Below are 13,836 nucleotides of genomic sequence, written 5' to 3'. Positions count from 1 at the left end.
GCGGTCACTCCACCCCCATCAGCAGCACGGCGTCGGACTGACCGCCGGCGTAACTCGTCAATTCGACCTCGGGATGCTCCACGCGGAGCTGATCGGCCAGCTCACCGGGCAGCCGGACCGGCGCGTCCACGCCGGTCAGCACGGTGACCAACTCGCCGCCGAGGGCCAGCATCCGGTTCAGCACACCGACCGCCGCCGCGACCAGGCTCGTCTCCGAGGCGGGCGCGGGCTCGATCGACACGACCTCGCCGTCGACGAGGCCGACGACGTCACCGGCCTGCGCCCGGCCCACCCAGGTTAGCGACTCCTCCTGCGCTATCCGCAGTTCGCCACGCCTGGTCGCGGCCGCCGCTTCGGCCATCGCGACCACGTCGTCGTTGGTGCGGCGGTCCTTGTCGTGGACGGCCAGCGCGGCGAGCACCTGGACGGGTGAAACGCACGGGATGACGACGACGTCGCGATCCGCCGCCATCGCGTGCCCCGCCGCCGCGTCGGCCGCCGCGGTCAGCCGCTGACCGCCGGGAAGGACGGTGACGTGATGGCCGGCGGCCTCGTTGATCAGGCCCAGCATCTCCTCGACCGTCGGCTCGCTCCCCTGCGGGACCGAAAGCACCGCGACCCCCTCCGCGCGGAGGAGTTCGGCCAGCTGCCCGCCGTGGACCACGGCGACCACGGACCGGTCGATCCCGCCACCGACCTCGACCGGGGTGGGCGTGATCAGCGGCTCGACCCGGACGCGGCGTGGGCGGCCCAGCTCGATCCCGGCCTCCAGCGCCGCGCCGATGTCCGCGCAATGGACATGGACGGCGTACGCGCCCGCGCCGTCCCCGGCGACCGTGACGCTGTCGCCGAGGCCGCTGAGGGTCTTGCGAAGCCCAGGGAGGCTGCCTTCGTCGACGCCGTCGAGCAGGTACATGACCTCCCACGCGGTCGGCGCGTCGATCGTGTGATGGTGATGCGCTTCGAGCGGGTGCTCCGGTTCGGTGACGCCGCCGGAGATCACGCCGGACAGGGCGTCGAGGACCGCGACCAGGCCGCGGGCGCCCGCGTCGACCACGCCGGCCACCGCCAGGACGGGCAGCTGCTTCGGGGTCTCTTCGAGCGCTTCGGCGGCGACGCGCGCGGCTTCGACGGCCACCTCTTCGAGTGAGCCCGTCGCGTCGCGGACGGCCGCCGCGACGGTGTGGAGAACGGTCAGGATGGTCCCGGCCACCGGACGGCTCACCGCGCCCGTGGCAGCCCGGTCCGCGCAGCCGAGCGCCTCCGCGAGCCCCGGCCCGTCGAGCTCCCTCGCGGCCGCCGACTCGGCGATCCCGCGCACGACCTGCGACATGATCACGCCCGAGTTGCCCTTGGCGGCCGCGACCGCGCCCTTGGCGAACGCCGCCAGCGCCTCGGCGGTCGTCGCGGGATCGGCCTCCGCCAGCGCGTCGCGGGCCGCGGTCATGGTGAACAGCAGGTTGGAGCCGGTGTCGGAGTCGGCGACCGGGTAGACGTTGATGCCGTCGATCGCCGGCCGCAGCACGGCCAAGCTGTGCACACAGGCCGCGGACCAAGCCGAGACCGCCGCCACGTCCAGCACCCGCACCCCGTAACCTCCTACCTGTTCCAGCGAGGGTATCGACCCGGTGCCGGAGGGCTCTGAGCCACTGGTTACTATGGTCGAGTTGCCCAGCATGCTGGGCGCGTCATTCTTTGTCCCAGATCCAGAGGAGTTCGACGTGGCTGCCGTGTGCGACGTCTGTGGCAAGGGACCGGGCTTTGGCAAGTCGGTCTCGCACTCCCACCGGCGTACCAACCGCCGGTGGAACCCGAACATCCAGACCGTTCACGCCAAGATCGGTCTGTCCCAGCGCAAGCGCCTGAACGCCTGCACCTCGTGCATCAAGGCGGGCAAGGTCGTTCGCGGCTGAGCCGGGTTTTTGGGGAATGGCGGGTGCTCTTCGGAGCACCCGCCATTTTTTGTGTGCGGTGGGCTCGGGCGTCGTCGTGAGTGGCGATTCGGGTTCTAACCCGAATCGCCACTCACGACCACTGTGACCGAGCCGCAGCCCGCACCGTCCGTGAAGGTCTCCTTGAGGGACTCTGGGTCCCTCAAGGAGGCCTTCACGGACAGAAAGCCTTCCCGCGCGCCTCAGTAGCACCACCAGTCACAACGGCGGCGCGTGAAGGACCCCTTCCCTCGGCTCAGCCGAGGGAACTCGACCTTCACACCTTCCCGAGTACATGAAGGACCCCTTCCTTGCGCCTAGGTACAGGAAGGGGGCCTTCATGTACTCGGGAAGCGACCGCCTCAAGCCGGAAGTCCGTGAAGGCCTCCTTCCCTACCCTGAAGGTAGTGAAGGAGGCCTTCACGGACTTCGGCGAAACCTCAGGAGTCACAGCGGCCACTGCTGTCACGCAAGGGCCCAAGCAAGCGCGTGAAGGCCTCCTTCCCTCGGCTCAGCCGAGGAAAGGAGGCCTTCACGCGCAAAAGCTCAGGGGAGCTTCCACTCCACCGGACCGGCGCCCTGATCCGCCAGCAGCTGATTCGCCCGGCTGAACGGCCGCGACCCGAAAAAGCCCGCGTGCGCCGAGAGCGGGCTCGGGTGCGCCGACTCGATGCACGGCACCTGCCCCAGCATCGGCTTCAGATTCCGCGCGTTACGGCCCCACAGGATCGCGACCATCGGCTCGTCCCGCGCCGCGAGGGCCTTGATGGCCTGCTCGGTGACCGCTTCCCAGCCCTTGCCCTGATGCGAGTTCGACTTGCCCGGCTGCACGGTCAGCGACCTGTTGAGCAGCAAGACCCCCTGGTCGGCCCACGGCGTCAGGTCACCATTCGACGGCAGCGGGTGCCCCAGGTCTTCGCAGTACTCCTTGTAGATGTTGATCAGGCTCTTCGGGATCGGCCGGACGTCCGGCGCCACCGAGAAGCTCAGCCCGACCGCGTGCCCGGGCGTCGGGTACGGGTCCTGCCCGACGATCAGCACCCGCACGTCGTGGAACGGCTGCTGGAACGCCCGCAGCACGTGTTCACCCGCCGGGAGATAGGTCCGGCCCGCGGCGATCTCCGCGCGGAGGAATTCCCCCATCGCGGCGACCTGCGGCGCCACCGGTTCGAGGGCCTGCGCCCAGCCTGCTTCGACGATGTCCTGCAGCGGTCGTGCGGTCACGGCGTGCGAGCTTACTCACGTGGGTCGAGCCGCCGAAGTTCGACCCGGAACCGGGCAGCCCTCTCGACATACCCGTCCACCACGAGCTTGATCATGTCCGGCCCGAACGACGTGTTCGGCCGTGTCTTCGCCGGGACACCGAGCGCGATATACCCACTGTCCACATAGGAACCATAGGAAAGAACGGCGCCCGCGCCGACCATCCCGCCGTCCTCGACGACGGTTCCGTTCAGCACCACCGATCCCGAAGCGATCAGGCAGCCTTCGCCGATCCGCGCGCCCTCGATGTGCACGGAATGCCCGACGGCGGAGGACTTCCCGATGATCGTCGGTTCCTTGCGAGTGCAGTGCAGGACGCAGCCGTCCTGGACGTTGGACCGCTCGCCGATCTCGATGTACCCGTGGTCGCCTCGCAACACCGTCTGCGGCCACACCGACGCGAACGCCGCGATCCGGACGTCGCCGATCACCGTCGCGTCGGGATGGACGTAGGCGTCCGGGTGGATCGAGGGTTCGAGGTCACCCAGTGCGTAGATCGGCATCCGTCCTCCTATACCAGCGACTTGCCGTAACAGATGCTTTCCGGCTCGTCCTTGTAGTACCCGAAACCCGGAATCTCCAGGTAACCGGCCGACTCGTACAGCGCGATGGCCTCCGGCTGCTTGTCCCCGGTCTCCAGCACCATGCGCAGCCGCCCGGCCTCGGCGGCCGTCCGCTCCAGATCGGCGAGCAGCGCCCGCGCGAGGCCACGGCCGCGCGCCGAGGCCATCACGAACATCCGCTTGATCTCGGCGTCGCCGGGCCGCAGCGGGTCCGGACCGTCGTGCGCCCGCCAGGCACCGCACGCGACCGGGACGTCGTCGAGGTAGGCGGCCAGGAACAGTCCCTTCGGCGAGGCGAACTGCGCCGCGTCCATGGGCGTCTCGTCTTCGCTGCCGTACCGGGCGGCCAGTTCGAGCTGGGCTTCGGCCAACAGTTTCACCGCGTCGGGGTGGTCGTAGGCCAGCACACGAAGGTCCATGAGCGCGAGATTAGCGATCCGCCCTCCCGCCGGGGAAGCGAGCGCTAGGTTCTGCTCATGTCGATCGAAGCAGGCCTCGCCGAGGCGCAACTCCGCCAGGCCCGCAACTCCGCCGCCTTCTGGGCGGCCACCGGCCGCTCCCGCGGTCACGAAGTGATCCGCCGCAACGGTTTTCTCGCCGTCGCAGGTGACGAGCGCGCGGGATTGCGCGTTCTGATCCAGGAACCCGGCCTCACCGACGGCGAGGTGGCGGAGATCACGGAGCTCGCCAGGCGGGCGAAGGGCCCGGTGGACGCCGAGGATCCCTTCAGCGTCACCGATCTGAGCCACCTCGGCGACATGCGCAGCTGGCGGATGCCCGTCATGTTGCGGCCTCCCTCCCCGGTCGCCGAACCCTCGATGAAGGTGGTCAGGGTCGACGGGGAGGAAGACCTGCGAGGCGCCGAACGCGCGGTCATCGCGGGCTTCGAACTCGACCGGTTCGAGCCCTACCGCGCCGGAGAGATGTTCCCCATGGCCTTGCTCCGCGAGCCGGGGGTCGAGGTGTTCGTCGCGCGGCTCGACGGCGAGGTCGCCGGGGCGTGCGTCACCGTCGTCGAGAACGGCTTCGGCAGCCATTACTGGGTCGGCACGCCGCCGGCTTTCCGCTCCCGCGGCGTCGGGCGAGCCGTGATGCTCGGTTCCCTCGTCCCCTTGGCGGAAAAGCCGGTGACCCTCACCGCGTCCAAAGCGGGCAGGCCCCTGTACGAATCCCTCGGCTTCACCGTCGCCGGCGAGTCGACCTGGTGGGCTTCCCGCTCTTAACGCCAGTGCTGCCAGCCGCTGTCGTGGCCGTACCGCTTCCCGTCCACCGTGACCCCCGAATCCGGCATGGTGACGACGCCGATCTCGGTCCAGCCCTCCGGCAGTTCGGCGAACGAGGGGAAGGTGGCCGCGAACGCGTGGTCCTCGCCGCCGGTGAGCACCCATTTCAGCGGGTCGGCGCCGAGCGCGGTGCCGACCTCGGTCAGCCTGCTCGACACGTCGAGGTCCGCCGTCCGTACGTCGATCCCCACGCCGGATGCCTCGGCGATGTGACCGAGGTCGGACAGGAGCCCGTCGGACACGTCGATCATCGACGTCGCGCCGCCGTCGGCCGCGCGGATGCCCGCCTCGTAGTCCGGTTCGGGGCAGCGCTGCGCGTTGACCACGCTGACCGGTGACCGGAAACCGCGGCCGAGCACGGCGAGACCGGCGGCCGCCCAGCCGAGCCGTCCACAGACCGCGACGACGTCGCCGGGACGCGCGCCGGACCTCGTCACCGGCTCCCGGCCGCCGAGGTCGCCCAGGGCGGTGACGCTGATCACGATCTGGTCGGCGCGCACCATGTCGCCGCCGACGATCCCGATACCGGCGCGATCGGCTTCGAGCCACATGCCCTGGGTGAGTTCGGTGACGAGTGCCGTCGGGGTGTCCGAGGGGCAGGCGAATCCCATGAGGACGGACGTCGGGCGGGCGCCCATCGCGGCGATGTCGGTGAGGTTCACCGCGACCGCCTTGCGGCCCACCTGTTCGGCACTGGACCAGTCGAGCCGGAAGTGGACGCCCTGCACGAGGACGTCGGTGGACGCCACCGTCCGGCCGTCCGGGCTGGCCACGACGGCCGCGTCGTCCCCCGGTCCGAGCAGGGTCGACTCCGGCTGCTTCCGGCCTGCCGTCACCGCTTCGATCAACCGGAATTCACCGGTCCCGGCGACCGTGCCGTCGTTCGGTGACACCCGTCACCTCCACTTTCCCTTGTCCGGACAAATGTCGATCACCGATAGTCGGAAGCCCTAGGTTTTTCCCGGGGCTGGCGATACGTTGCTACAACGTTCCTACCTTGAGCCGACTTTTACGAAGGGGCGCGCCGTGGTCCACGCATACATCCTCATCCAGACCGAGGTCGGCAAAGCCGCCGCGGTCGCCGCGGAGATCTCCACCATCTCCGGTGTCACCAGTTCGGAGGATGTCACCGGCCCGTACGACGTCATCGTCAAGGCCGCCGCCGACACCGTCGACCAGCTCGGTCAGCTCGTGGTCGCCAAGGTGCAGAACGTGGAGGGCATCACGCGTACGCTGACCTGCCCGGTGGTGCATCTCTGAGAGGTGGTGTAGTGGTCCGGTGGCTGACACGGACACCGGCGCTCCCCCGAAACCCCTGCTGATCGCGGCCGCCTGCCTGGCGATCCTGCTCGTCGCGGGCGTGGCCGTGTTCGGGCTGACCCGCGGCGCGGACTCCGACGCCCCGGTGGCGGACGGTCCGCTCCCGCTCGTCCCGGTCCCGGCGCCGCAGTCGGGGTCACCCGAATGCGCGAAACTCATCGGTGCGCTCCCCCACGAGCTCACGTCGTCCGGCACCACGCTGGTCCGGCGGACGCTGGCCGATCCGGCCCCCGAGGCGACGATCGGCTGGGGCACCGGCGATCCGGTGGTCCTGCGGTGCGGTCTCGGCAAGCCGCCGGAGCTGACCCGGACCTCGCAGCTGCGGACGATCAACACCGTCCAGTGGCTGCAGGTCGAGGGTGAGGGCACCGCGACGTGGTTCGCGGTGGACCGGCCCGTCTACACCGCGCTCACCGTGCCGGACACCGCGGGGACGGGGCCGCTCCAGACGGTTTCGGACGTCATCGCCGCCAACCTCCCCGCGGTGCCGCTGCGGTTCTGAGCGCTCAGGGCAGGAGCAGGCTCTTCCCGGTGTACCGCCGCGCCTCGATGTCCGAGTGCGCGGCGGACGCCTCCGCCAGCGGATACGTCCGGCCGATGACCGGGGTCACCGTTCCTTCGGCCGCCCGCCGCAGGATCTCCCGCACCCGGCGCGCGTTGTCGGGCCAGAACCCGACCAGCTGCGCCATGTCCACAACGGACAGCCGGGCACGGTCGGCGTCACCGATCACGGTCTCCGCCCCGCTGGACATGCCGTAGCCGGAGAAGCGGCCGCCGTTGCCCAGCAAGGCCAAAGAGGCGGCGCCCAGTTCACCTCCGACGCCGTCGAAGACCACGTCCAGCCGGTGGCCTCCCGTGCGGGCGAGGACCTCCCCCGTCCAGTCCGCCGCCGAGTAGTCGGCCGGCTCGGCACCCAGTTTCCGCGCGATCGCCGCCTTTTCCTCGCCTCGGACCGCCGCGACGACCGTCGCGCCCGCGGCGCGGGCGAGCTGCACCAGCACACTGCCGAGCCCGCCCACCCCCGGCATCACCAGGATTCGCTCGCCGGCGGCGACCGGGGTCTTCTCCAGCAACGCCAGCGCGGTACTGCCGTCGTCGAACAGGGCCACCGCGTGCCGGGGATCCAGCTTCTCCGGGATCGGGAAGGTGTCGTCCGGCAGCGCGACGACCGTGTCCGCGTATCCCCCGCCGTAACCGCCCGGCGCGTGGGTGAGGACCGCCTTGCCCAGCCAGTCCTCGTCGACGCCGTCGCCCACCGCGTCGACGGTGCCCGCCACCGACCCGCCCGGGACGTACGGCGGCTCGACGGCGAACACGTCGGGACCGTCACCTCGCCGGATGAGGGCGTCGAGCCAGCCGACCCCGGCCGCCTTCACCGCGACTCGGAGCTCCCCCTCGCCGGGCTCGGGAGTGGGCACTTCGACCTGCTCGAGGACGCCGGGATCGCCGAACCGGGACACTCTGATCTCACGCATGAACGCAAGCTATGACCTCCAGCTTGGTCGAGGTCAACCGAGCACGGCGATCAGCGGTTTGAGCGCGGTGTGGAGCGCCTCGCGCGAGCAGCCCGCGTAACCGATGAGGTTCCCGAACACCGTCGGCGTCCCGGCGAAATGCCGGGCCAGCCCGTCGAGCCGGATCCCGGCGCGTTCCGCCGCCGCCATCCGCGCCGCCTCCTCCGCCGCGGATCCACAAGGGACGACCAGATGCGCGCCCGCGTCGTCGCCGAGCACCGGTATCCCCGCGGACGTCAGCGCGGCCGACACCAGGGACCGGCGCTCCGACAGTTCCCGCCGGAGTTTCCGCAGATGCCTGCCGAGATCGCCGTGCCGCGCCAGTTCGGCGAGTACCCGCTGCCCCGCGGGCGACGGCCGCGTTCCGGTCGCCTCGCGGTACTCCAGCACCGCGGCCGCGACCGGGGCGGGCGCGACCATCCAGCCCGCGCCCAGCGCCGGGGTGAGGATCTTGCTGGTGGTCCCGAGATGCGCGACGACGTCGGGCGCGAGCGCGGCCAGCAGCGGCAGCGGCGCGACGTCGAACCGCAGCTCGCCGTCGTAGTCGTCCTCGATCACCAGCATGCCTTGGGCACGGGCGAGCTCGACCAGGTCGACGCGGCGCGACGCGCTCATCCGGCTGCCGAGCGGATACTGATGCGCGGGCGAGCAGTACACCGCGCGCACGTCGGCGGGGACGGCGTCCGGGCGCAGGCCCTCTTCGTCGACCGGGACGGGCACGACCTCCATCCCCGCCCGGCGGAACGCCTGCACGGCCCGCTGATACCCCGGCTCTTCGATCGCGACGCGGTCACCGCGCGAGAGCATCGCGCCCGCGAGTTCGATCACCGCGGCCGTCGTGCCGCCGGTCGCGAGCACCGTTCCGGCCGCGAGACCGCGGTGGCGCAGCAGATGTTCGGACACGGCGTCCCGGTACGCGCGCAGCCCGGCCCGGTCCTCGCGGTAGGTCGGGCGCGGATCGGCGGCGGCCCGCCACGCGCGGCGCCAAGCGGCCTTCTCGACGCCGTCGGCCCACGGGACACCCGGGGTGAGGTCGACCAGCGTGGGCGGCGCGGCGGGTGTTCCGGGAGCGGGCCCCTTCGACGGCCGGTCCGCGGGCGGTGTGGTGGTGACATACGTGCCGGAGCCGTGACGGCCCGCGATCCAGCCTTCCGCGTGGAGCTGCTCGTACGCGGCCGACGTCACCGTGCGGCTGACGCCGAGACGGCTCGCGAGCGCCCTGGTCGACGGCAGCCTGTCCCCGCCGCGCAGATGCCCGTCGCCCGCGGCCGCGCGCAACGCGTCGGCCAGCTGGACCGCGAGCGGGACGGCCGAATCGCGGTCGAGACTGACCGGCAGGGCGGTGTCGGACATGGCGTACTCCTGAAGTGGACTTCTCAAGTATAGGAGAATTGGACATTATTACAGGCCACTCTCGTGGGTGAGACTGGTCGCATGTCCACCCCGCTCTCTCCCACCGACCGGACCACCCTCGGCCGCAAGAAGAACCGCGCGCTCACCGACCGCTCGGCGCTGTACGCGGTGCTCGACGAAGGCCTGATCTGCCATCTGGGCGTCGTGCGCGACGGCGTCCCGCTGGTCATCCCGACCGGCTACGGCCGCGACGGGAACACGCTCTACCTGCACGGATCGACCGGGGCGAGGAGTATGCGCGACTCCGACGGCGTCGAGGTCTGCGTCACGGTGACCCTGCTCGACGGCATCGTCTACGCGCGCTCGATCAACAACCACTCGATGAACTACCGCAGCGCGGTGATCCTGGGGAAGGCCGCCGCGGTCACCGATCGCGACCGGAAGATGCACGGCCTCCACGTGCTGACCGACCACCTCGCGCCCGGTTCGTGGGAACACGCGCGGGACATCAACGCGAAGGAGTTCGCGTCCGTTTCGGTGCTGGAACTGGACCTCACCGAGGCGTCGGTGAAGATGCGCGGCGAAGGTCCCGACGATCCCGAGGACGAGGTCGCGGACGATCTCGCGTGGGCGGGGGTGCTGCCGGTGCGGACCGTGTTCGGGGAACCGGAGCCGTCGGTGGACCTGGTCGGTGAGTGGACGGTGCCGGATCACGTGAAGCGGCGGGTCGGGTAGTCGCGCGCCGCTCTTGGTCACTTCCCCGAGTACATGAAGGCCCCCTTCCTTGCGCTAGACGCACTGAAGGGGGCCTTCATGTACTCGGGGAGGCCTTCACGCGCATCTCCTGTGACTGCTGATGCAGGTGGGGCGAATATGGCGACTCGCCAGTCCGTGAAGGCCTCCTTGAGGGACCCTGGGTCCCTCAAGGAGGCCTTCACGGACTTACCTTCGACCAGGCTTTCCCAGGGGCGCGGCTCTGTTCCGAACCGGGGTCACGAGCGGTGGCGCGGCAGCCGCACGGTGAACGTCGTCGCCCCCGGCACGCTCTCGACCTCGATCGTCCCGCCGTGCGCCGAAACCAGCGAGAGCACCACCGAAAGCCCGAGTCCCGTCCCGCCGTTGCCGCGCGTGCGGGCGGTGTCGACCCGGTAGAACCGGTCGAAAATCCGTTCCCGTGCTTCCGGCGGGATCCCGGGCCCGGCGTCGCTCACCCGCAGGACGACCTCCGAACCCGACGCCGCGGCCGACAACGTCACCGCGGTCCCGGGCGGCGTGTGCACCGCGGCGTTGGCGAGCAGATTGTCGAGCACCTGCCGCAGGCGCACCGGATCCGCTTGCAGGACAACACCTTCCGGTAACGCGCCGACGCTCAGCGGATGCTCTGGGCGTCCGGCCGCGAAGGCCTCCCCCGCGTCGGTGACCAGCTCGGCGAGGTCGACGTCGACCAGTCGCAAGGGTGGTTCGCTCTCCGGCGCGTCGAGGCGCGCGAGGAGCAGGAGGTCGTCGACGAGCACGCTCATCCGCTGCGTCTCTTCCCGGATCTTCGACAGATGCGCCTCGCGTTCGGCGGGTTCGTTCGCCGCGGCATAGCGGAAAAGCTCGGCGTAGCCCCGGATCGACGTCAGCGGCGTGCGCAGTTCATGGGAGGCGTCGGCGATGAACCGCCGCAGCCGTTCGTTCGCCTCCCGGCGCGCGACCAGCGAGGAATCCAGGTGCGCCAACATGACGTTGAACGCCGTCCGCAGTTCCTCGACCTCGGCGCCGCCGCCGTTCGCCCGCGCGCGCACCGGGAGATCGGCGTTCGTGGTGAGGTCGTGCGACGCGATGTCGTGCGCCGTCCCGGCCATGTCGCTCAACGGCCGCAGCCCACGCCGCAGCACCAGCCGTCCCGCGATCACCAGCACCGCGAGCGCCAGCAGGAACGCGACGACCTCGACCATGATCAGCTGGCTGACCGTCCGGTCCAGGTCCGCCTGCGGCGCGGCGCTGACCAGCACGATGTTCTGCGCCGGCTCGATCGGGCAGGCCCGGACCCGGTACGTGCCCTTGTCCTCGATGTAGACGGTGCGCAGGACCTCGGTCCGCGTCGCGTCCTCGGCGACCTTTTCGAGCGCTTTCGTGTCCGGCGGCAGGGAACCGCCCGCCTGCGGCAGCGCGTCGCCGTTCTGCACCGCGAAGACCGCGGAGAACCAGCCGTAGGCCTGCTGCGGTTTCCCGCCATGCGTGGTGCGCAGCGACGGCACCTGGCTGATCTGGGTCTTGGCGAGCTGTTCGTCGAGCCGGTCGTTCAGATAGCCCTTCATGATGCCGACCATCACGGTGCCGACGACGGCGAACACGACCAGCGCCAGCGCGCCTAGCCCGAGCGCCAGCCGGGTCCCGAGCCTCGACCGGCGCCAGGCGTCGTACCACCGGCGCACCATCTTCATCTCGCCGCCTGCCGCACGACGTAGCCCACGCCGCGCACGGTGTGGATCAGCGGCTCGTCGCCCGTGTCGAGTTTGCGGCGCAGATGCGAGATGACGAGTTCGACCACATTGGACCGGCCGCCGAAGTCGTACTCCCAGACGTGGTCGAGGATCTGCGCCTTCGTCATCACCGAGGGCGAATGCCGCATGAGATAGCGAAGCAGTTCGTACTCGGTCGGGGTCAGGTCGGCCGGTTTGCCGTCACGGGCGACCTCGCGGGTGTCCTCGTTGAGGGTCAGGTCGCCGACCCGCAGCACCGCGGCCTTGGCCTGGTTGGTGCTCCGCCGCAGGACCGCGCGCAGCCGCGCCATCAGTTCCTCGACGGAGAACGGCTTCACGAGGTAGTCGTCACCGCCCCGGGTGAGCCCGGCGACGCGGTCCGCGGTCGCGTCCTTCGCGGTGAGGAAGACCACGGGCACCGCCGTCCCGGCCTCGCGGAGCTTGTCCAGCACGGTGAACCCGTCGATCCCGGGCAGCATCAGGTCGAGCACGACGATGTCGGGCACGAATTCGGCCGCCTTGGCCAGCGCGGCCTCGCCCGATCCGGCGGTCACGGCCTGCCACCCCTCGTAGCGGGCGACGGTGGCCACCAGATCGGCGATATGCGGCTCGTCGTCCACCACCAGCAGGCGCACGGGGTTCTCGGTGTTCACGAAGCCATCCTCCGTGAACGCGCGCGCGAGGGCGAGGCGGGACCGCACACGACAGCAAGCCGACAGCTTCCGCCAAGAAAGGTCACAGGTTGACACAGCAGGCTCGGCACTTGAACCAGCCTGGAAGGGGCCACGTGTGACCACCATGACGCAGACCGCCGTGAGACCGCGCCCGGCGATCCGGCCCAGGATCGCCGCGCGCGCCGGGCTCTTCCTCTTCCTCGGGGCCAACGTGGCCGCCGTGACCGTGCTGTTCTTCGCCGCCGGGCCGTCGGACAACGTGCTCATCAGCATCGGCAGGCTCGCCGGGCTGTACGGGGCGCTGACGATGGCGTTCCAGCTGCTGCTGGTCGCCCGGCTGCCGTGGCTCGACCGCCGCCTCGGCATGGACCGGCTCACCGGCTGGCACCGCTGGACCGGATTCGGCCTGCTGTGGACGCTGCTCGCCCATTTCGTGTTCATCGTCTTCGGCTACGCGCAGGTCGAGGACAACGGTGTGGTCGACGAGTTCGTCACGATGGTGACCAAACTGGAGGGGATCCTGCGTGCGGTCGTCGCGTTCGCGCTGATCCTGCTCGTCGGCGCCGTTTCGGCCCGGTTCGCCCGGCGACGGCTGGCGTACGAGACCTGGCATTTCATCCACCTCTACACCTACGCCGCGGTCGTGCTGGCGTTCACACATCAAATCGCGCTGGGCGGATCGTTCGCGTCTTCGCCGGGAGCACAGGTCTACTGGTGGGCGGTGTGGGGCGTCGCGCTCGGCTCCGTCGTCGCCGGCCGGGTGGTGCTGCCGCTGGCGCGGAATCTGCGGCACCGGTTGAAGGTCGTCGCCGTGGTGCCCGAATCCCACGACGTCGTCTCGGTGTACATCTCCGGCAAGGACCTCGACAAGATGCCCGCGAGGGCGGGTCAGTTCTTCCTGTGGCGCTTCATGACGCGAGATCGTTGGTGGCAGGCGAATCCGTTCTCCCTCTCCGCCGCACCGGACGGCCGCACCCTGCGGCTGACCGCGAAGGCCGCGGGCGACGGCAGCGCGTCCTTGCGGTCGCTCAAGGTCGGCACCCGGGTGTTCGCCGAAGGCCCGTACGGCGCGTTCACCACGATGCACCAACAGAAACCGGACGCACTGCTGGTCGCGGGCGGCGTCGGGATCACCCCGATCCGCGCGCTGCTGGAGGAGATCTCCGGGCACGTCGTGGTGCTTTACCGCGTCCGTGACGCACGTGACGCCGTCCTCCTGCCGGAGCTGATCGGGTTGGCACGGGCGCGCGGTGCGGCCGTCCGAGTCCTCAGTGGACCGTCCGATCAGACCGGTCCGGTACTCGGCGCCCCCAATCTGCGGCGGCTGGTGCCGGATATCGCGGACCGGGACGTCTTCGTCTGCGGTCCGCCCGGGATGACCTCGGCGACGCTGCGCAGCCTGCGGGAACTGCGGGTGCCGGGCAGCCAGGTCCACGCCGAACGTTTCAGCCTCGCCGCCTGAACCAG

15 protein-coding genes are annotated in these 13,836 nt (G+C 70.5%); 6 read left to right on the top strand and 9 right to left on the bottom strand.

Annotated features, from left to right (window positions below; genetic code table 11):
• Positions 1-4: 4 nt before the first annotated feature.
• The gene (locus tag AJAP_RS08725; protein WP_038509537.1) at positions 5-1,588 is read right to left on the bottom strand and encodes a DAK2 domain-containing protein; all 1,584 of its coding nucleotides are present in this window, start codon (positions 1,586-1,588) and stop codon (positions 5-7) included.
• A gap of 133 nt (positions 1,589-1,721) precedes the next feature.
• On the opposite strand from AJAP_RS08725, the gene rpmB reads away from it, so the two are divergent.
• Positions 1,722-1,913 carry a 50S ribosomal protein L28 gene (rpmB, locus tag AJAP_RS08720; RefSeq protein ID WP_007031450.1) on the top strand — a complete coding sequence of 64 codons (192 nt, stop codon included), beginning with the start codon at positions 1,722-1,724 and terminating at the stop codon, positions 1,911-1,913.
• A 564-nt stretch (positions 1,914-2,477) separates the two neighbouring features.
• Here rpmB and AJAP_RS08715 read toward each other — a convergent pair.
• The 3 genes from AJAP_RS08715 to AJAP_RS08705 are packed head-to-tail and all read right to left on the bottom strand — an operon-like array spanning position 2,478 to position 4,176.
• Positions 2,478-3,155 carry a uracil-DNA glycosylase gene (locus tag AJAP_RS08715; RefSeq protein WP_038509535.1) on the bottom strand — a complete coding sequence of 226 codons (678 nt, stop codon included), beginning with the start codon at positions 3,153-3,155 and terminating at the stop codon, positions 2,478-2,480.
• 11 nt (positions 3,156-3,166) lie between these two features.
• Complete coding sequence (locus tag AJAP_RS08710; RefSeq protein WP_038509532.1) at positions 3,167-3,697, bottom strand: gamma carbonic anhydrase family protein; 531 nt, start codon at positions 3,695-3,697, stop codon at positions 3,167-3,169.
• Between the two features lie 8 nt (positions 3,698-3,705).
• On the bottom strand, positions 3,706-4,176 hold the full coding sequence (locus AJAP_RS08705) for a GNAT family N-acetyltransferase (protein ID WP_038509530.1): 471 nt from the start codon (positions 4,174-4,176) through the stop codon (positions 3,706-3,708).
• 57 nt (positions 4,177-4,233) lie between these two features.
• Here AJAP_RS08705 and AJAP_RS08700 point away from each other — a divergent pair, with 57 nt between their 5' ends.
• The gene (locus tag AJAP_RS08700; RefSeq protein WP_038509527.1) at positions 4,234-4,980 is read left to right on the top strand and encodes a GNAT family N-acetyltransferase; all 747 of its coding nucleotides are present in this window, start codon (positions 4,234-4,236) and stop codon (positions 4,978-4,980) included.
• On the opposite strand, the gene AJAP_RS08695 is transcribed toward AJAP_RS08700, so the two are convergent.
• Positions 4,977-5,933: a thiamine-phosphate kinase gene (locus AJAP_RS08695; protein ID WP_037342083.1), complete on the bottom strand. Its 957-nt coding sequence runs from the start codon at positions 5,931-5,933 to the stop codon at positions 4,977-4,979. The genes AJAP_RS08700 and AJAP_RS08695 overlap by 4 nt on opposite strands.
• A gap of 133 nt (positions 5,934-6,066) precedes the next feature.
• On the opposite strand from AJAP_RS08695, the gene AJAP_RS08690 reads away from it, so the two are divergent.
• Both AJAP_RS08690 and AJAP_RS08685 read left to right on the top strand, forming a co-directional pair.
• Positions 6,067-6,300 carry an Lrp/AsnC ligand binding domain-containing protein gene (locus tag AJAP_RS08690; RefSeq protein ID WP_005160289.1) on the top strand — a complete coding sequence of 78 codons (234 nt, stop codon included), beginning with the start codon at positions 6,067-6,069 and terminating at the stop codon, positions 6,298-6,300.
• Positions 6,301-6,319: 19 nt separating this feature from the next.
• A complete protein-coding gene (locus tag AJAP_RS08685) occupies positions 6,320-6,862 on the top strand; it encodes a DUF3515 domain-containing protein (RefSeq protein WP_038509525.1) in 543 nt (180 codons plus the stop codon).
• A gap of 4 nt (positions 6,863-6,866) precedes the next feature.
• Here the strand turns inward: AJAP_RS08685 and AJAP_RS08680 are convergent, their stop codons facing one another.
• Complete coding sequence (locus AJAP_RS08680; RefSeq protein ID WP_038509523.1) at positions 6,867-7,835, bottom strand: zinc-binding dehydrogenase; 969 nt, start codon at positions 7,833-7,835, stop codon at positions 6,867-6,869.
• Positions 7,836-7,868: 33 nt separating this feature from the next.
• Complete coding sequence (gene pdxR, locus AJAP_RS08675; RefSeq protein ID WP_038509521.1) at positions 7,869-9,227, bottom strand: MocR-like pyridoxine biosynthesis transcription factor PdxR; 1,359 nt, start codon at positions 9,225-9,227, stop codon at positions 7,869-7,871.
• Between the two features lie 81 nt (positions 9,228-9,308).
• On the opposite strand from pdxR, the gene AJAP_RS08670 reads away from it, so the two are divergent.
• Complete coding sequence (locus AJAP_RS08670) at positions 9,309-9,962, top strand: pyridoxamine 5'-phosphate oxidase family protein (protein ID WP_037342079.1); 654 nt, start codon at positions 9,309-9,311, stop codon at positions 9,960-9,962.
• Between the two features lie 257 nt (positions 9,963-10,219).
• Here AJAP_RS08670 and AJAP_RS08665 read toward each other — a convergent pair whose 3' ends face one another.
• Both AJAP_RS08665 and AJAP_RS08660 read right to left on the bottom strand, forming a co-directional pair.
• Positions 10,220-11,656 carry a sensor histidine kinase gene (locus AJAP_RS08665; protein ID WP_038509518.1) on the bottom strand — a complete coding sequence of 479 codons (1,437 nt, stop codon included), beginning with the start codon at positions 11,654-11,656 and terminating at the stop codon, positions 10,220-10,222.
• Positions 11,653-12,348 carry a response regulator transcription factor gene (locus AJAP_RS08660; protein ID WP_038522680.1) on the bottom strand — a complete coding sequence of 232 codons (696 nt, stop codon included), beginning with the start codon at positions 12,346-12,348 and terminating at the stop codon, positions 11,653-11,655. The genes AJAP_RS08665 and AJAP_RS08660 overlap by 4 nt, the downstream gene beginning before the upstream one ends.
• Before the next feature lie 145 nt (positions 12,349-12,493).
• On the opposite strand from AJAP_RS08660, the gene AJAP_RS08655 reads away from it, so the two are divergent.
• Complete coding sequence (locus tag AJAP_RS08655; RefSeq protein ID WP_038522678.1) at positions 12,494-13,831, top strand: ferredoxin reductase family protein; 1,338 nt, start codon at positions 12,494-12,496, stop codon at positions 13,829-13,831.
• The last annotated feature ends 5 nt before the right edge of the window (positions 13,832-13,836 follow it).

The sequence above is a fragment of the Amycolatopsis japonica genome (assembly GCF_000732925.1).
Lineage (GTDB): Bacteria > Actinomycetota > Actinomycetes > Mycobacteriales > Pseudonocardiaceae > Amycolatopsis > Amycolatopsis japonica.
The sequence above is the reverse complement of the archived record's forward strand: the minus strand, read 5'-3'. Positions and strand labels throughout refer to the sequence as shown.

Coding starts and splice junctions, on each gene's coding strand:
- AJAP_RS08710 (WP_038509532.1), bottom strand. CDS start 3,697: ATGCCGATCTACGCACTGGGTGACCTCGAACCCTCGATCCACCCGGAC.
- AJAP_RS08705 (WP_038509530.1), bottom strand. CDS start 4,176: ATGGACCTTCGTGTGCTGGCCTACGACCACCCCGACGCGGTGAAACTG.
- AJAP_RS08700 (WP_038509527.1), top strand. CDS start 4,234: ATGTCGATCGAAGCAGGCCTCGCCGAGGCGCAACTCCGCCAGGCCCGC.
- AJAP_RS08680 (WP_038509523.1), bottom strand. CDS start 7,835: ATGCGTGAGATCAGAGTGTCCCGGTTCGGCGATCCCGGCGTCCTCGAG.
- pdxR (WP_038509521.1), bottom strand. CDS start 9,227: ATGTCCGACACCGCCCTGCCGGTCAGTCTCGACCGCGATTCGGCCGTC.
- AJAP_RS08670 (WP_037342079.1), top strand. CDS start 9,309: ATGTCCACCCCGCTCTCTCCCACCGACCGGACCACCCTCGGCCGCAAG.
- AJAP_RS08665 (WP_038509518.1), bottom strand. CDS start 11,656: ATGAAGATGGTGCGCCGGTGGTACGACGCCTGGCGCCGGTCGAGGCTC.
- AJAP_RS08655 (WP_038522678.1), top strand. CDS start 12,494: ATGACGCAGACCGCCGTGAGACCGCGCCCGGCGATCCGGCCCAGGATC.